Source organism: Acinetobacter sp. AR_0276 (genome assembly GCF_003000705.1).
Lineage (GTDB): Bacteria > Pseudomonadota > Gammaproteobacteria > Pseudomonadales > Moraxellaceae > Acinetobacter > Acinetobacter nosocomialis.
In genome coordinates this window covers 1,483,863-1,501,592 of the sequence record NZ_PSQO01000004.1, presented here as the reverse complement: position 1 = coordinate 1,501,592, position 17,730 = coordinate 1,483,863, and the positions used below count along the sequence as shown (strand labels likewise).

The following is a 17,730-nucleotide window of genomic DNA, read 5'->3' as shown; positions in this document are numbered from 1 at the left end:
CAGCTTTTTTATTGCGTAGATAAGAAAAAAGCCACTGTCTTCATGCAGTGGCTTTTTAGAATTTGGCGTCCCTACGGGGATTCGAACCCCGGTTACCGCCGTGAAAGGGCGATGTCCTAGGCCTCTAGACGATAGGGACTTATATGAGGCATACATCTGAAAAATATTGGCGTCCCTACGGGGATTCGAACCCCGGTTACCGCCGTGAAAGGGCGATGTCCTAGGCCTCTAGACGATAGGGACGTTTCAGAGGTGGGCGTATATTAGGTCGATTTAATAAAAGTGTCAAATAGTTTTCTAAAGAAATATTAAAAAAAACATTCAAGCGCTTAAAAATAACTCAAATTATAGAAAATATAGGCATTTATGGCTAATTTTTATTGAAAAGGTTCAATAATTGCTTTGATGACTGCATGGTGTTGTAAGTACCCTACAATTTCATGGGGTTGGTTCGCAAAAGTAAAAATTTCTTGATTGATAATTGGTGGAGTGAAATTAAAAGGTGCTTCACTTAATGGGAAAGCTGTTAAAAAATCATCTTTTGAGTAGAAATTATACCAATCGCCATTGAGGCATTTTGGTCGTTCAATTGGAATAGGGAGTTTACTTTGGATCACCCGAAAAGAAAGTGGTGAAGCTAAGGTAACAAAGCGTTGTACTGAAAAGTGATAAGCCGGGTCTGATAACAAGTGAAATGCGATTACGGAACCTAAAGAGTGGGCGACTACAATACAATCTTCATCATCATGCATTTGTTTTAAAATTCTTTGATGAACTTCGTACATAAAATCAGGATTAGATAAGTACATGTAAGTTTCAATCAAGAATTGTTGAATTAAGCTCTCATGTAATTTAGGAAAATTATTTAAAAGAACCACCATTTCTTTAAGAACGCGATCTTTTACTAACTGTGAAGTCAGATATAAACGTTCTGATAAGCTTTCTGCGGGTTGATCGGGGGAAAGAGGAAGATGTGGCACAAAAGGAGTATGTTCCTTAGGTGTGTTGGCTTGTGAGTGTAAATGGATAGGCAAATGAAAGTTAAAGGATTTTGGAAGTAAGGTGTTTAAATCTAATTGATTAGAGAGTTGATATTTCGTCATTAAATCGCCATAAAAAGGCATGTGTATATGTAAATCTCTTAAATTAACTCTACAGTGCAATTGTTTTAAGCCCAGTTTAAAGACTCTTAGCCAGTGCTCTTTTAAACGATGTGCTGTGTAATTTTGTTGATTCATCCCATGGATAAATATAATTTTCATTGTATACAAGGAATTGTTTTTAATATAAATTTTAATCTACAACGGTAGATTCTATAAAGCCAGTATCTAAACAAAAAAAAGTGTAGCTTTTTGCTACACTTTTTAATTACAAGTACTTAGGTCTTATGGCGATAAAAAATAAAATAACTGATATAGCATAAAGCCGTAAAAATTAAGCAACCTACAAAACCTGCTCGCATTTGAGGGTCCGCTGCCATACTTAAACAGGTAATAAAGCAGAATAGAAAACCTAAAATTGGGACAATAGGAAATAATGGTGCAGCATATTTTAAATCTTTAACCGTATGTCCAGCTCGGTACCAGTGTCTACGGAAATTGAACTGACTTAAACAGATACTCATCCAGACAATAACCATGGTGAAAGCTGCAACGCCGAGTAAGTTTTTAAAGATGGTTTCAGGTGCAAACTGTTCCGATAACAAACCTGGGATTGCGCCAAACATGGTGACTACTAAAGCAACAATAGGTGTCCCACTTTTTGAAAGCTTGGCAAATACACTTGGAAGAAGCTTTTGTTCTGATAAAGACCACATCATGCGTGAAGCGGCATATAAACCTGAATTGGCGGCTGAGAGCAGTGCAGTAATAATTACAAAACGAATGATATCATCTGCATATGGAATACCAATGTAATTAAATACAGTAACGAAAGGACTGCTACTTACACTTTCACTGCTTAAGCCTGCAAGCTGGAAAGGGAGTAATGCACTGATCACAATAATGGTGCCGACAAAGAAAATAAGAAGGCGCCAGATTGCAGCATTAATCGCTTTAGGGACGTTTTGTGCAGGATCTTTAGTTTCACCAGCAGCCACACCAATTAGTTCTGTCCCAGAGAACGCAAAATTCACAATCAGCATGGTAGTAAAGATAGGGAGGAAACCGTGTGGGAACCAGCCTTGGGCTGTTAAATTACTAAACAGAGGAGCAGTTTGAGCACCATGAAAAGGAATTAAACCAAAAATGGCTAATAACCCAAGCACAATAAAGGCAATAACGGTAACAACCTTAACAAGCGCTAACCAGAACTCAGATTCAGCAAATACTCGAGTTGAACTAATATTTAGTCCAAAAATCGTCACTGCAAAAATAAGTGTCCAGATCCACATTGAAATTTGCGGAAACCATTCCTGCATGAGTAGGGCAGCGGCGGTAAACTCGGTCCCTAACGTTGCTGTCCATGTTAGCCAATACATCCATGAAATCATGTAACCTGTACTTGGACTAATGTACTTTTGGGCATATGCACCAAAAGAACCAGAAACAGGCATGTGCACAGCCAGCTCGCCTAAACAGAGCATAACCATGTAAGCAATTGCACCCCCAAGAATGTAGGCAATAATTGCGCCAATAGGTCCAGTTTGTGAAATGACTTCCCCTGAACCCAAAAATAAACCAGTACCGATTGCACCGCCTAGCGATAACATCACAAGGTGGCGAGTACTCATGGCTCTTTTTAAAGGTGCAGTACTGTTCTGATGCTGAGCATCTAGTTGATTGTCAGATGGCTGCATATTACACATTGAGAGAATTTAAGAAAGACGCTATTTTAGATAAAATAGACAAATGTGCAATCAAGAAGGTGTCAAAGAATAGACAGGAAGGTGACGATAGAGTCTTTAAAAGGAATTTTTAAAATAGAAAATGGCGTCCCTACGGGGATTCGAACCCCGGTTACCGCCGTGAAAGGGCGATGTCCTAGGCCTCTAGACGATAGGGACTTGATGAGGCAAACACAAAGGATCTTGGTGGAGCCAAGCGGGATCGAACCGCTGACCTCTACAATGCCATTGTAGCGCTCTACCAACTGAGCTATGGCCCCAGTTTGTGTGAGCGCAATATTAGGGTGAATGCGCCCACACGTCAACAAAAAAATGAATTAAGCTTCGCTAGTTGCTTCATTTTTCGGCAGTTTTAAGCTTTCATTGAGCTTTTCCCAGTTTTTTACCTCTTTTTTACTCGGGGCACCAACAATTTCTAATGCATGTCGTAAGCGAGCAAAGGTTAAATCTGGACCAAGCGTAACCATTGATTGCATCACTGGTGTTGAACTGGTTGAGCCAGCAATTGCGATAAAGAAAGCAGGCATAAAATCACGTAATTTAATACCCATTTGATTTGCCAAGTCCATTAATGTTTGGCTAACCGTGTCATTATTCCAAGTAAACTGACTTTCAAGACGCCAAATAGCAAATTGTAAGCTTTGGCGAACTTGTTCTTGAGTCAATTTTTTACTTTCAAACATTTCGGCTGTAATTTGTGGCATATGGTTAAAGTAGAAACCAGCCCAATTTACTGCTTCAGAAAGTAAATTAATACGCGGTTGAATTGCAGCAGCAATATCTTCTAATGTATTGCGGTCACTCTTCCAAGTAAGTAAACGGTCTAGTAGCTGGCCTGGTGTTAAACCTTTAATCCATTGACCATTTAACCAATTGAGTTTTTCAACATCGAAAATTGGGCCGCCTAAAGATACACGTTGAATATCAAAGTGATCCATCATGTCTTGCAGGGTAAATACTTCACGCTCATCTGGCATTGACCAGCCCATACGGCCTAAATAGTTGAGTAAGGCTTCTGGTAGGACGCCGATATCGCGGTAGTAGTTAATTGATGTTGGATTTTTACGTTTAGATAACTTCGATTTATCTGGATTACGTAGCAATGGCATATGGCAAAGTGTTGGCATTTCCCAACCAAAGTATTGGTAAAGCAATTGATGCTTCGGTGCAGATGGAAGCCATTCTTCACCACGTAATACATGAGTGATTTCCATTAAATGGTCATCAACGACATTCGCTAAATGGTAAGTTGGTAAACCATCAGTCTTAAGAAGGACTTGCATGTCGACTTGTGCCCAAGGAATTTCTACTTCCCCACGGAGTAAGTCGTTAAATTTACATACACCTTCTTCTGGAACTTTCATACGGATGACATGAGGTTCGCCTGCTTCTAGGCGGCGAGTTACTTCTTCTTGAGAAAGTTTTAAACCACGGCCGTCATATTTTGGTGTTTCACCGCGAGCCTGCTGTTCGGCACGCATTTGATCAAGTTCTTCTGCTGTCGCGAAACAGTAAAAAGCATGGCCTTTTTCAACAAGTTCTAACGCGTATTGCTTATAAATTCCCATACGCTCTGATTGGCGATAAGGCGCGTGTGGACCACCCACATCTGGACCTTCAGACCAATTTAAACCTAACCAGCGTAAAGAATCTAAAATCATTTTTTCAGATTCTGGTGTAGAGCGAAGTTGGTCGGTATCTTCAATTCTTAAAATAAATTCCCCGCCATGTTGTTTCGCAAAACACATATTGAATAAAGCAATATAGGCAGTACCAACATGTGGGAAACCAGTAGGAGAAGGTGCAATACGAGTACGAACTTTCATAGATAATGGGTCAAAATAAAAATTGAAACTATTATAACGAAAAAGCCCAGTATTCTGACGTTTTTATTTAACGGCAGACTGGGCTTAAGTTGAAACGATGAGGGGGCGTTTCAAATATTAAGAAGTATGTGGCTGGAAGATGGCCTGAACAAAACGTGAGAAACGTTCATGCTGTGCTGCAAGAAAGTTTTGAGTAGGTGTCACACGAATAGTGTTAAGTACTTTTAACTCATCATCTGTAGATGGTAGAGCTATAGTATTGCGTTTTTGCTGGTCGAGTGCTTTTTCAATAAGCGAAGACTGGCGGTCAGAAACGCTTTTGGTTGGTGTGTCTTTGAGTGCTGCGGCAACTGATAATTGTGATGCAAAACTGAGCACCAAACCCAAACTCAAAGCTTTTCCATACTTAATTTTCATTTTTACTCATCCCCTCAGTACGTACATTTCGTCTATTTTTTGAGTTTAACCAAATGTAAAATTACGGTAACGCTACGATTCAAACATAAATTTTAATAAAAAAGTAGAACCATGTCACACTTTTTACAAAAAATACCTTTATTTTACGTTGGTATCTTTCAAATGTAGCCTATCTGTATCCATTACGTCTCATTATTTAACAAATTAATGTGTAGATAAAGTGAAGACTATAAATAAACTATAAGAATAATTACAAAACTTTTCGAAATTATGAATAAAAAGTAAGCGTGAGTGATATCGTTTAAAGTGATTAGTAAACCTTGAATTGTTATAAGTGTTTGATAGAAAAATTAAAATATAAAAATGTAGTATAGTTTAAAAGTAAAATTGGTATTTATAAATGAAAAGAATAGTAAAAATTGCGGTCGCTACATATATGGGGTTAGCAGTAAGTGCAGTACAGGCTGCGACTACATTTTTAAATGTTTCTTATGATCCAACGCGTGAATTTTATCAAGAATATAATCAGGCATTTGGAAAATTCTGGAAACAACGCACCGGTCAGGATGTCGATTTTAAACAATCCCATGGGGGCTCCGGAAAACAGGCGCGAGCTGTAGCAACTGGTCTTCAAGCCGATGTAGTAACCTTGGCTTTAGCAAATGATATTGATGAGATTGTTAAAGCTGGATATATCCAGCCAAACTGGCAAAAAGAGTTTCCTAATAACTCTGCGCCTTATACCTCTACAGTGGTGTTTCTGGTTAGAAAAGGTAATCCAAAGAATATCCGTGATTGGAATGATTTAATTAAACCAGGTGTTGAAATTATTACACCTAATCCGAAAACGGGTGGAGCACCGCGCTGGATTTATCTTTCTGCGTGGGGATATGCTTTAAAACAGCCTGGTGGCAATGACGCCAAAGCAAAAGAGCTAGTTAAAAAACTTTATCACAATGTTAAGGTGCTAGATTCGGGAGCCCGTGGTTCGCTTACTACATTTGCTGAGCGTGGAATTGGAGATGTTCTACTTTCTTGGGAAAATGAAGCATTATTGGCAACGAAAGGTCTCGATAAAGATAAATATGAAATTGTGTACCCATCGATTTCAATTTTGGCAGAGCCTTCTGTTGCGATTGTAGATAAGACAGTCGATAAGGACGGTAACCGTACTTTAGCAAAAGGCTATCTCAACTTTTTATATTCACCGTTAGGGCAAGAGTTGGCTGCGAAACATTATTTTCGTCCACGTAATCCTCAAGTCGCTGCTAAATATGCAGCACAATTTCCAAAAATTAAATTATTTACGATTAATGATGTTTTTGGTGGCTGGGCAAAAGCCCAGCAAACTCACTTTGCCAATGGGGCTATCTTTGATCAGATTTATGATGGGAAACAGTAAATAAAATATGGGCAGCTCCCTAGTTTAAAAACTAATTAAACTTTTCATATTGAAGCAAGTGAACCTGAAAAGGTGAGCTTGCTTTTTATTTTGCTTAAAAAATGCAAAGAAAACGGTTTTCTCTATGAAAAATTAATATTTTCCTACAAAAAGCCGTTTGGTGTTCATCGTAAACAAGGTGATAATGTGCAGTTACATTTTTACGCTATGATTTAACTCCTATGTCGCATATTTCTGTCTTACTTTTTGAGACCGTTGAAAGCTTATTGGCAGATCGCACAACTGGGGTGTATATCGATGCAACCTTTGGACGAGGTGGGCATACACGCTTATTATTGTCGAAACTCGATGAAAACGCTCGAGTATATGCCTTTGATAAAGATCCTCAGGCTCTAGAAGTTGCAGCCGCTTTAGCACAAGAAGACCCGAGATTTACCATTATTCATGCAAGTTTTGCTGATATAAAAGAAAAAATGCAGGAAATTGGGGTGCAAAGTGTCGATGGAATTATGGCAGACTTAGGCGTATCTTCTCCTCAATTAGATCAGGCAGAACGCGGCTTTAGTTTTATGCAAGATGGCCCTTTAGACATGCGTATGGATAACTCTAAAGGTTTGACTGCTGCTGAATGGTTACTTGAAATTGAAGAGGAACAGTTGGCGAATATCATTTATCAATATGGTGAAGAACGATATAGTCGCCGTATTGCTAAAGCAATTAAACAAGCTGGAAAATTAGATACGACAGCACAACTGGCTGAACTTGTAAAAACAGCCCATCCAAAATGGGAAAAACATAAGCATCCGGCGACACGTACTTTTCAGGCTATTCGTATTGCTATTAACAAAGAACTAGATGATATTGAAGTGTTTTTACCGCAAGCTGTAGACTTGCTTAAACCAAAGGGACGTTTGTCTGTGATCAGCTTCCATTCGCTTGAAGACAGGTTGATTAAACAGTTTATTCAAAAAGAATCAACGCTTGCAGAAGATTCTGGTTGGGGGATGCCTCAACAGCAGGTTGATACGAGAAGATTAAAGAAAATTTCACGGGTTCGTGCGAGTGAAGAAGAAGTAAAAGCGAATCCACGTTCACGTAGTGCATGGCTTCGGGTTGCTGAACGCTTGGAACAAAAAGGCGCGTAATGAAAAGCAGTGATGAAATCGAAACCACAGAAAATAAAGTGGTCAAAAAAGTTGTGATATATACAGTCATGGTGGCGTTGGTTTTCATCAGTGCCATGATGGTGGTATTGCAAGTATTTGAATACCGTCATGATTATAGAGAGTTAAGCTCTTATATGCGTGAACGTGATGACCTCAATGCGGAATGGGGACGTTTATTGATTGAGCAACAAACATTTGGTGCGACTGCTCAAATTGGTACGCGTGCTGTGACACAATTACGAATGTTTTCGCCACCGGCTGCAGAAACGGTGGTAATTTCTTTACCGATGACCTCAGAGCAAAATAAGTAAGGCCTTGCTGTATGGTAGATAAGCGAACAAAGCAAACACGAAAAAAACAGCAGTCTATTTCGGAAAAACCAAGTCTTGCCTTTGATATGTGGCGGTTTTATCTGCTCTGGGCAGTGGTGCTCCTGTGTTTTGTGGTATTAATTGCACGTGCATTTTATGTTCAGATCATTAATAAGGACTTTTTACAAAATAAGGCCAATGCCAATATTTTGCGTACTGAACGTGTAGAAGCTATGCGTGGCGTAATTAGTGATCGCCACGGTGTACCTTTAGCGATCAGTAGTCCAATCATGAAAATTGTGATGGACCCACGTGATTATTTTGAAACTAAACATTTATATGATCAAATTTCGGCTGAACTAAAACAAGATCCAAAAAATCGTAAATTAAAACGCCAATTACCAGATAAAAATTTAAACTTAGATGAGCTTGCCGATGTGGTCGGTGTTGATCGTGCTGACCTTAAGAAACAGATGAATGCGCGTCCGCGTTCTCGTTATTTAGTTTTGAAAAAAGAAGTACCGCCGCAACAAGCTGACCTCATTATGAAAGGTAACTTCCAAGGGGTTTATGCAGAAAAAACTTACAAACGCTATTATCCGCAGCCACAACCAAATGCCCAAATTATTGGTTTGACTAATAGTGAGGGTCAAGGTGTTGAAGGCCTGGAAATGCAGTTGAATAAGCAGCTTTCTGGAGTAGATGGCGAACAAAAAATTATTCGTGATAAGCGTGGTAATCGTTTAAAAGTTTCTGAGGTGATTCGTGAGGGCGAGCCGGGTGAGAATATCACTTTAAGTATCGACTCTCGTTTACAGTACATTATGTATCGCGAATTGACCGCAGCGGGTGTTGCGAATAATGCACGTTCAGCAACGGCTATTGCGGTTGATGTTAAAACGGGTGAGATTTTGGCAATGACCAGTTGGCCATCTTATAACCCGAATGATAAGAATGGCTTGTCTAATAAAGATGCTATGCGTAACCGTGGTGCGATCGATATGTTCGAACCGGGGTCAACCATGAAGCCATTTACCATTTCTGCTGCATTAGAAACTGGTCAATACACACCAAATACGATTGTAAATACCTCTCCTGGTTCAATGCGTTTAGGTTGGTATACTATTCGTGATACCCATAACTATGGGGCTTTGACCGTAACAGGTGTGATTATTAAGTCTTCAAACGTGGGTTCTGCAAAAATTGCATTATCACTTCCAAAAGAGACTTTACCGACCTTCTTTAATCGTGTTGGTTTTGGTAAGCGTTCTGCTGTGAAGTTCCCAGGGGAAAGTTCTGGCTTAGTACTTCCTGTAAATAAATTAAACTCTTCTCAAATTGGTACCATGGCTTATGGTTATGGTCTAAACGCAACTATTCTTCAGCTGGCACAAGGCTATGCCATGCTTGCAAATCATGGCGTCAAAATGCCATTAAGCTTGCATAAATTAGATCAGGCACCTAAAGGAGAGCAAGTTCTTAACCCAAAAATTGCTGATCAAGTCTTGTTAATGCTTGAGCAAGTGACTATGCCGGGTGGTACAGCGACACAAGCCAATATTCCAGGCTATCGAGTAGGCGGTAAAACAGGTACTGCTCATAAATTGCGTGCTGATGGTAAAGGCTATTCAAATAGTGAATATCGTGCTTTATTTGCCGGCGTTGCACCAATTAGTGATCCGCGTTTAGCTGTTATTGTGGTTGTGGAAAATCCACAAGGTCGTTACTACGGTGGTTTGGTTGCAGCCCCAGTTTTCGCTCGTATTATGCAAGAGTCACTACGTTTAATGAACGTGCCGCTTGATAAGCCACTTAACACTCCACAAAATCCTATTCGCAGGTAAGCTATGACTGTTTCTTTTCAAGAAATTAATCCAATCGAGATTGATGCACAATGGCCTCAACAGCCATTTCATGGCTTTAATTTAGATAGTCGTAAAGTAGAAGCTGGCCAAATTTTTATTGCCTTGACCAGTTATAGCCAACCTGAAAAAACACGCACATTTGCTGAAGCAGCTTTAACAAATGGGGCACTTGCTGTAATTAGTGAAACCGAATTAGGTGTAGCGAATGAGTGGGTGTGTTCTGATGTGCGTCAGCGTATGGGTGAGTGGCAAAAACGTTATTTACAACAAACTGATACGGTTAAACCATTACGGATTATTGCTGTAACAGGTACGAATGGTAAAACGACTATTTCTCGCCTAATTGCTGAGTTAATTAGTTCGCAACAGCAGCGCTGTGCGGTGATGGGAACGACTGGTAATGGTATTTTGCCGGACTTAACGCCTTCTACACATACTACTCTTGATGCTTTGCAGTTACAAAATGAATTACATGCTTATGCTAAGCACGGCGCAACTTTTGCTTCTTTAGAAGCGAGTTCGCATGGTCTTGAGCAGGGCCGATTAAATGGTTGTGATATTGAAATTGCTGTTTATAGTAACTTAAGTCGTGATCACCTCGATTATCATGGCACGCTAGAAGCTTATGCAGAAGCAAAGGCTCGTTTATTCAAGTTTAATTCGTTAAAAGTTGCTGTGATTAATCTAGATGATGCACATGCAGATTTAATGATTAAATCGGCGAAGAATAATCCAGCGCAACCTAAAATTTTGACTTATTCGCTTACTCAAAATACGGCCGATTATTATATTACTGATTTAAGTTATAGCTTGGCAGGTGCAACCTTTAATTTAGTGGGGCAGCAAGGTTCATTTACTGTAGAAAGTCCATTATTAGGTCATTTTAATGTTGAAAACTTGATTGCGGCGCTGATCGCTGCTGAGCAAGCTGGTTTCGATTTAAAAGCATTAGTTAATTTTGTTCCTAAACTGATTGGCGCACCAGGCCGAATGCAGGTCATTCGTGATGATGAGCGACTTTTTGTGGTGGATTATGCGCATACACCCGATGCATTGATTCAAGTGCTTAAAACATTAAAACGTCACGTTTCGAATCAGCTTTGGGCTGTATTTGGATGTGGTGGTGACCGTGACCGTGGTAAGCGCCCACTCATGACTCAAGCAGCTTTAGATGGTGCAAATCCGGTTATTCTGACTTCAGATAACCCAAGAACAGAAGACCCTGAACAAATCTTTGCTGATATGAAGCAAGGAATAGATTTTTCAGGGCATCGTATGCATGAAATTCATGACCGTCGTGAAGCAATTAAATTTGTTACACAGCACGCTCAAGCTGGTGACATTGTGGTGATTGCCGGAAAAGGTCATGAAAATTATCAAGAAATTAATGGTGTGCGTCACTGGTTTGATGATGTGGTTGAAGTGCGTTCTGCGATTGATGCACAACATCATACGGTAGATGCTGCTTACCCTGCACAATAGGAAAAATTATGCATACTTCAACCACCAGTACCGTGCCTTTGGAACCGTGGACAGCTCAACAATTACAACAGGCAACAAAGGGTTACTGGCATAAAGACCAGATCCCTCAAACTGAAATTAAACGTATTTTGACTGACTCGCGTCATGCAGAAAGTGGGGATGCCTTTTTAGCATTAAAAGGTGAACGTTTCGATGCGCATAATTTTGTCGCGCAAGTCGCTGCAAATGGTTGCCAAGTCGCTATTGTTGAGCAACCTATAGATGCCAACATTGCTCAGCTTATAGTTGCTGATACTCGCTTGGCTTTAGGGCAACTTGGTGCGTATCGCCGTGAACAAAATGCTCAATTGAAAGTTATTGCTTTAACGGGAAGTAGCGGTAAAACCACCACTAAAGAAATGCTAGGAAGCATCTTATCTCGTTTAGCCCCTACATTGATTACCCGAGGCAATTTAAATAATGACCTTGGTGTGCCGATGATGCTGCTTGAGCTTCGCAAGGAACATCAATATGCAGTGATGGAACTTGGGGCAAATCATCAAGGTGAAATTGATTACACATCAAAACTTGTTCAACCGCATGTCGCTGGCATTTTAAATATTGGGACTGCTCACTTAGGTGAGTTCGGTGGTCGCGATGGTATTTGCCGTGCTAAATCAGAAATTTATCGTCATATTCTACCTCACGGTGTTGCTATTGTTCCGCAACAAGATGACTTTACTACCGAGATTCGTGAAGCAGCAAAAAGTCATCACATTATGAGTTTTGGTACTGGTGGTGATGTCTTTGCTACAGAGATTGAATTGTTGCCACAATCTGCCAATTTCCAGTTACATACACCTCAAGGTTCAAGTTTTGTAAGGCTGCCATTTGCAGGTGAGCATAATGTGCAAAATGCAACTGCTGCAGTAGCATTTGCTTTGGCATTAGGTGTTAGCCTAGACGATATTGTAAAAGGATTAGAGCAAGCACAAGGCGCGAAAGGCCGTTTGAACTTTATTCAAAAAGCGCCTCATTTATTTATTGATGATACTTATAACGCTAATCCAACATCTATGCGAGCTGCGGCACAAGTATTACTTCAACAAAATGGCATTAAAGTCATGGTGATGGGGGATATTGGGGAACTTGGCGATAGTAGTTGGCAAGAACATCATGATTTAGGTCGCGATCTCGCTCAGCTTCCTTTAGATCATATTATTGCAGTTGGGCAGTTTGCCTCAGCAGCTCTCGAAGGTGCGGGCCTTCATTCTACTAAATTGAAAGCATTTCAGACTCAAGCTGAGGCGCTTCCATTTTTAATCAATCTAATCCAAACACATCAACCCCAGTCCATGAGTTTCCTGTTTAAAGGTTCTCGCTTTACTCATATGGAAACGTTGATGGCTGATTTGATGGAGAAACTTTAAATGCTGTTATGGTTGTTTGAACAACTTGCGGGCTATCACAGTTCGTTTCAGGTTGTTCGTTATTTAACATTACGTTCTTTACTCAGTGTATTAACGTCACTGACCATTGGTTTGGTTCTCGGACCAATCATGATTCGTAAATTACAAGCGTTAAAATACGGTCAGGCAGTAAGTTCATTTGCTCCTGAAAATCATGCCAAAAAAATGGGTACACCGACAATGGGAGGGATTTTAATTCTACTCTCAATTGGTATTAGTACTTTATTGTGGGCTGATTTATCTAACCCTTATGTTTGGATTGTACTTGGTGTAATGGTTGTGTTCGGTGCGGTTGGCTGGGCAGATGACTGGATTAAGATTCGCTATAAAGATAATGCGGGCTTACCTGCACGTAAGAAATTCTTCTGGACTTCTATTGCCTCACTTGGTGCTGGTATTGCGTTATATTTAATTGCAACTGAACAATCTAATTCAGAATACACAGCAAATATGCTGGATTTATTGATTCCTTTCTTCAAGAATCTTTCAATTCCACTTTCTATTGTTCCGTTAGGTTTGGCATTTATTGTATTCACCTATTTAGTAATTAATGGTGCTTCTAATGCGGTTAACTTAACTGACGGTTTAGATGGTTTAGCTATTATGCCGGTGGTTATGGTGGCTTCAGGTTTAGGTGTATTTGCTTATTTATCTGGTGACATCCGTTTCGCTAACTATTTACATATTCCATATGTGAAATATACCTCTGAGCTTGTGGTGATCTGTTCTGCGATGATTGGTGCAGGCTTGGCATTCCTTTGGTATAACGCACATCCAGCACAAGTCTTTATGGGTGATGTGGGCGCTTTAGCTTTAGGCGCAATGCTTGGAACAATTGCTGTGATGGTACGCCAAGAAATCGTATTTGCGATTATGGGCGGTGTTTTTGTGATGGAGGCTGTATCAGTATTCCTGCAAATCGGGTCGTTGCGAATGCGAAATAAGCGCGTATTCTTGATGGCACCTTTACACCATCACTATGAAAAACAAGGCTGGAAAGAAACTCAAGTTGTAATTCGATTCTGGATTATTACGATTATGCTAGTTGTTTTAGGCCTAATGACCTTAAAATTGCGCTAGAACTTATTTTGGTGTCAATATAAAGCCAGTTTCTACTGGCTTTTTTTATTGGAGAGGTAAATGACAAAGGTTGTTGGGCTAGACCAATTATCTGTAATTAACCAAAAAGTGGTTAGTGATGGGGAAGTATTACCTCAAGTTGTACTTAAAGATGGTAGTCAGGTACAAACGGGAACTGTCGCGACAATGCTGCATAATATTGAACTTTATAATGCCGGACAAAGAGGGCAAATTGAAGAAGAGTTGAAGATCGCAATTCCAACTTTAATTAAAGTGGGATTATTTGATTTGTTTGAAGTAGATGAATGGGTTTCTGGAACAAATGCAGGCCGCACATTTGTTGGAATGCACGCTAAGGCTTATTTGCAACAAAAAGAACAAGAGAATAATTAAACGTGACTACGCAAAATTTAATGTGCCCCGTATGTCGTCAGCGACTTGAGCTGGTAAACAAAACATGGCGGTGTGAACAGGGTCATAGCTATGACATTGCAAAGCAAGGTTATGTGAACTTACATGTCGTACAGCATAAACACAGTAAAAATCCCGGGGATACTCCTGAGTCTGTAGATGCACGCCGTGCCTTTTTACAGGGTGGCTATTATGAGCCTTTACAGCAAGCAGTAGTTCATTTGCTAAAGTATCTTAAAGCTAAAGCTGTACTTGATATTGGCTGTGGTGAGGGATATTACACGAGTGCGATGCAACAGGTTGTTGAGCAATGTATAGGTGTAGATATTGCAAAAAATGCGGTACAACGTGCTGCAAAGTTAAATGCCAACGTGACTTGGGTTGTCGGTACAGGAGCAACTTTACCTGTAATTGATCAAAGTATAGATGTGTGTACGAGTCTTTTTAGCCCGATTCCACAAGCAGAAATTTTGCGCGTTTTAAAAGATGATGGGTATTTAATTGTTGTGACTCCTGCAACCGATCATCTGTATGCAATGCGTGAAGCGTTATTTGAGCAGGTTAATCCGCACACACCGCAAAAGTTTGTTGAACAACTGCAAGATTTATTTGAGTTGAAAGAACAGCAAGTTATAGATGCTCCTTTATTACTTGACCAAGAAGCTTTAAAGAATCTGATCGCTATGACGCCTTATGCGTATAAGGCATCTCCAGAGCGCCGGATGCAATTAGAACAGCAATCACACCTGAAAGTGACAGCATCTTTTCAAATCTATCTTTTTCAAAAGCGTAATAAAAAAGCCATCTAACGATGGCTTTTTTATTTTTACTCAATTTGGTTAATCAAGTTTTCTAATTCATCTTTGTCACGCTTCGGCGCTGTTCCTTGTGAAGGCTTCATTGCCGGAGGTGCTGCCTTAGATGGAATTACAATTTCCTCACCAGGTAGGTCATCAAAGTCATTATTGGTGTTAGTTTTCGGTTGCGGTGGTGCAGGACGATAGAGTGGACGTGCTAATGGTGGTGCAGCACGATATGTTTTCTTATCGCCTATTTCTGTAACGACAGCTTGTTTGTCACGAGAAATAGGTGCCTGAGCATCTTTTTCTAAACGAACCCAAGAAGCTGGAGTACCTTTTAAAGATTGATCCATAAAGTTAATCCAGATTGGTAATGCGGCAATACCACCATACTCACGACGGCCAAGTGTTGTTGGTTGGTCAAAGCCGACCCATGTAATTGCGACTAACTTGCCGTTGAAACCTGCAAACCATGCATCTTTTGCGTCGTTCGTTGTACCTGTTTTACCACCCAAGTCACTACGGCCAATTTTAAGTGCGGCACGACCTGTACCATGCTCAATTACGTCACGTAAGATATTTGCCATATCATAAGCAGAGCTTGATTTTAAAATACGCTGAGCTTGACGATATTGACTATTATTCTTATCAGTTTGTTTTAGGTTGAGCTGTTTGGCCGCCTTTTCTTTCTGTTCCAACTCTTTATTGGTCACTTCAACAACTTGATCATCTGGTGTAGTTGCCTGTGCATCTTCAGTTGTTTCAGGTGAATTAATACATGGAATACATGCATATTCTGGCTTAGCTTCGTAAATCACTTTACCGTATGCATCTTCAATACGTTGAATGAAATGTGGTTGGACACGGTAGCCACCGTTTGCAAACGTTGCATAACCTGTTGCCATCTGAATTGGCAATACTTGAGGTGTACCTAAAGCAATGGTGTAGTTACGTGGAATCTGATCTTCTTGTAAACCAAAATCCATGAATAACTGACGAGTACGTTCAATCCCTACAGTTTGTAAAAGTCTTACAGAGACGGTATTACGAGACAAATACAAAGCTCGGCGTAATGGGATCATACCTAGGTAACGGCCATCAGAGTTCTTTGGTGTCCACTTACCAATGGTAATCGGGCTATCGTTGACCATGCTATAAGGTGTCATGCCACGTTCTAATGCTAAAGCATAAAGGAATGGTTTGATGGTCGAACCCGGCTGACGCCAGCCTTGTAAAGCACGGTTAAATTTTGATTGATAGAAATTATAACCACCAACAATTGCTTCAATGGAGCCATCATTTGGATTAATTGCGATAAGCTGACCTTGAACTTTAGGTACTTGAACTAACGACCATGCAGTTTTAGCTTCATTTGGACGTAAACGAACAATATCTTTAACCTTAACAATCTGAGATGCACGTGAAGGTGCTCCACCTACGCTATTTGCATTGCGATAGGGGCGGGCCCAAGACATGCCAGACCATTGCACAGTGACTATTGAACCATCTTGCATTAACGCTTCAAAAGAGTTGTTATTTACTTTAGTCACTTCTGCAGGGTAGGTGTTGGCATAAGCTCTAAATTGGCTTAATGGTTTGTCATGTGCTTCTGCTCCACGCCAGCCATGACGACGGTCATAAGCCTCTAAACCATCTTGTACAGATTTTTCTGCAATAGCCTGACGTTGGGCGTTAATGGTCGTGTAAACCTTATAGCCTGAGTCAATTGCTTGTTCACCAAAGTGTTTTACAAGCTCTGAGCGGACCATTTCACCTGCATATGGGTGAATATTATTTAGGTCACGGTTGGGCATATTCAAGTTGATCGGCTCTGCAACAGCCTTTTGATACTCTGCTTGAGAAATATAACCGAGCTGCAACATACGGCCTAAAATCCAGTTGCGGCGTTCAAGTGCCCGTTCTGGGTTAACCACTGGGTTGTATTTAGATGGTGCTTTCGGTAAGCCAGAAATCATAGCCATTTGAGCAATGCTGAGCTCATTAATACTCTTGTTATAGTAAATTTTTGCAGCAGCTGCGATACCGTAAGCATTTTTACCCAAGAAAATCTTATTCACATAAAGACTTAAGATGTCTTCTTTAGATAAGTTTTGTTCAATTTTTCGGGCCAAAAAGATTTCGGTTAGTTTGCGTTTTAAAGTTCTTTCTGGGCTTAAATAATAGTTTTTTGCAACCTGCATTGTGATGGTAGAACCACCTGTTTGCACATCAGACCCAGTAACACTTTCACTTAAAGCACGGCCTAAACCTTTAAAGCTAATGCCGCTGTGTTCGAAGAAAGAAGAATCTTCTGCTGCTAGGAATGCATGAATAAACGTAGGAGGAATTTGTTTGTATTCAACAGGAATAGAAAGTTTACCACCGTACTCAGCAATAAGTTGGTTGTCGGCTGTATAGACTTGCAAGGGCTTTAAAAGCGGTGCTTTTTTTAGTGAACTCATTTCCGGGAGGGTTGGGGCAATATAGAGATACATGCCATAAAATCCCATCGGAAGTGAGACTAAGATAATAATAATGATCAAAAAAATTGGACGCACGAAGCCCAAACTGGATAGCTTTTTCATGATAAGTAAGCTTTAATAAGATCGAATACAAACTAATTGTGGTCAGTATAGCCTTTAGACATGCGGATTGTTAGATGAGATATTGTATCCGT

At 40.2% G+C, this 17,730-nt stretch carries 14 protein-coding genes and 4 tRNA genes; 9 read left to right on the top strand and 9 right to left on the bottom strand.

The genetic code is table 11. The features are described from left to right. Nucleotides 1-63 precede the first annotated feature (63 nt). The 8 genes from CSB87_RS08010 to CSB87_RS07975 all read right to left on the bottom strand — a co-directional run bounded on the left by CSB87_RS08010 (nucleotide 64) and on the right by CSB87_RS07975 (nucleotide 5,088). A tRNA-Glu gene (locus CSB87_RS08010) sits at nucleotides 64-139 on the bottom strand. 28 nt (nucleotides 140-167) lie between these two features. Further along, a tRNA-Glu gene (locus tag CSB87_RS08005) sits at nucleotides 168-243 on the bottom strand. 134 nt (nucleotides 244-377) lie between these two features. After that, nucleotides 378-1,262, bottom strand: coding sequence for a hypothetical protein (locus CSB87_RS08000; protein WP_004711635.1), 885 nt, complete (start codon nucleotides 1,260-1,262; stop codon nucleotides 378-380). A 116-nt stretch (nucleotides 1,263-1,378) separates the two neighbouring features. Then, the gene (locus tag CSB87_RS07995) at nucleotides 1,379-2,797 is read right to left on the bottom strand and encodes an amino acid permease (protein ID WP_031953440.1); all 1,419 of its coding nucleotides are present in this window, start codon (nucleotides 2,795-2,797) and stop codon (nucleotides 1,379-1,381) included. 131 nt (nucleotides 2,798-2,928) lie between these two features. Then, nucleotides 2,929-3,004 (bottom strand) — tRNA-Glu (locus tag CSB87_RS07990). A gap of 25 nt (nucleotides 3,005-3,029) precedes the next feature. After that, nucleotides 3,030-3,105 (bottom strand) — tRNA-Ala (locus CSB87_RS07985). Nucleotides 3,106-3,162: 57 nt separating this feature from the next. After that, the gene (gltX, locus tag CSB87_RS07980) at nucleotides 3,163-4,671 is read right to left on the bottom strand and encodes a glutamate--tRNA ligase (protein WP_002051704.1); all 1,509 of its coding nucleotides are present in this window, start codon (nucleotides 4,669-4,671) and stop codon (nucleotides 3,163-3,165) included. A gap of 117 nt (nucleotides 4,672-4,788) precedes the next feature. After that, nucleotides 4,789-5,088 carry a hypothetical protein gene (locus CSB87_RS07975; RefSeq protein ID WP_002051642.1) on the bottom strand — a complete coding sequence of 100 codons (300 nt, stop codon included), beginning with the start codon at nucleotides 5,086-5,088 and terminating at the stop codon, nucleotides 4,789-4,791. A 400-nt stretch (nucleotides 5,089-5,488) separates the two neighbouring features. Between CSB87_RS07975 and CSB87_RS07970 the strand changes: the two genes are divergently transcribed. The 9 genes from CSB87_RS07970 to CSB87_RS07930 all read left to right on the top strand — a co-directional run bounded on the left by CSB87_RS07970 (nucleotide 5,489) and on the right by CSB87_RS07930 (nucleotide 15,062). Next, on the top strand, nucleotides 5,489-6,490 hold the full coding sequence (locus CSB87_RS07970; RefSeq protein WP_004884742.1) for a sulfate ABC transporter substrate-binding protein: 1,002 nt from the start codon (nucleotides 5,489-5,491) through the stop codon (nucleotides 6,488-6,490). Between the two features lie 221 nt (nucleotides 6,491-6,711). Further along, the gene (rsmH, locus tag CSB87_RS07965) at nucleotides 6,712-7,635 is read left to right on the top strand and encodes a 16S rRNA (cytosine(1402)-N(4))-methyltransferase RsmH (protein ID WP_002051672.1); all 924 of its coding nucleotides are present in this window, start codon (nucleotides 6,712-6,714) and stop codon (nucleotides 7,633-7,635) included. Next, on the top strand, nucleotides 7,635-7,967 hold the full coding sequence (locus tag CSB87_RS07960; RefSeq protein ID WP_002051754.1) for a cell division protein FtsL: 333 nt from the start codon (nucleotides 7,635-7,637) through the stop codon (nucleotides 7,965-7,967). Before rsmH ends, CSB87_RS07960 begins: the two co-directional genes overlap by 1 nt. 11 nt (nucleotides 7,968-7,978) lie before the next feature. Continuing rightward, nucleotides 7,979-9,811, top strand: coding sequence for a penicillin-binding protein PBP3 (gene ftsI / locus CSB87_RS07955; protein WP_106105058.1), 1,833 nt, complete (start codon nucleotides 7,979-7,981; stop codon nucleotides 9,809-9,811). Between the two features lie 3 nt (nucleotides 9,812-9,814). After that, nucleotides 9,815-11,314 carry a UDP-N-acetylmuramoyl-L-alanyl-D-glutamate--2,6-diaminopimelate ligase gene (locus tag CSB87_RS07950; protein WP_031953439.1) on the top strand — a complete coding sequence of 500 codons (1,500 nt, stop codon included), beginning with the start codon at nucleotides 9,815-9,817 and terminating at the stop codon, nucleotides 11,312-11,314. Between the two features lie 8 nt (nucleotides 11,315-11,322). Beyond that, nucleotides 11,323-12,723 (top strand): UDP-N-acetylmuramoyl-tripeptide--D-alanyl-D-alanine ligase, encoded by a 1,401-nt coding sequence (locus CSB87_RS07945; protein ID WP_031953438.1) that lies wholly within the window; start codon nucleotides 11,323-11,325, stop codon nucleotides 12,721-12,723. Further along, nucleotides 12,724-13,842 (top strand): phospho-N-acetylmuramoyl-pentapeptide-transferase, encoded by a 1,119-nt coding sequence (mraY, locus tag CSB87_RS07940; protein WP_002051726.1) that lies wholly within the window; start codon nucleotides 12,724-12,726, stop codon nucleotides 13,840-13,842. It abuts the gene before it with no gap. A gap of 60 nt (nucleotides 13,843-13,902) precedes the next feature. Then, nucleotides 13,903-14,235, top strand: a complete 333-nt coding sequence (locus CSB87_RS07935; RefSeq protein WP_002051722.1) for a hypothetical protein — start codon at nucleotides 13,903-13,905, stop codon at nucleotides 14,233-14,235. Between the two features lie 2 nt (nucleotides 14,236-14,237). Beyond that, on the top strand, nucleotides 14,238-15,062 hold the full coding sequence (locus CSB87_RS07930) for a putative RNA methyltransferase (protein WP_106105057.1): 825 nt from the start codon (nucleotides 14,238-14,240) through the stop codon (nucleotides 15,060-15,062). Between the two features lie 17 nt (nucleotides 15,063-15,079). On the opposite strand, the gene ponA is transcribed toward CSB87_RS07930, so the two are convergent. Next, nucleotides 15,080-17,638 carry a penicillin-binding protein PBP1a gene (ponA, locus tag CSB87_RS07925; RefSeq protein ID WP_031953436.1) on the bottom strand — a complete coding sequence of 853 codons (2,559 nt, stop codon included), beginning with the start codon at nucleotides 17,636-17,638 and terminating at the stop codon, nucleotides 15,080-15,082. Nucleotides 17,639-17,730: the final 92 nt, after the last annotated feature.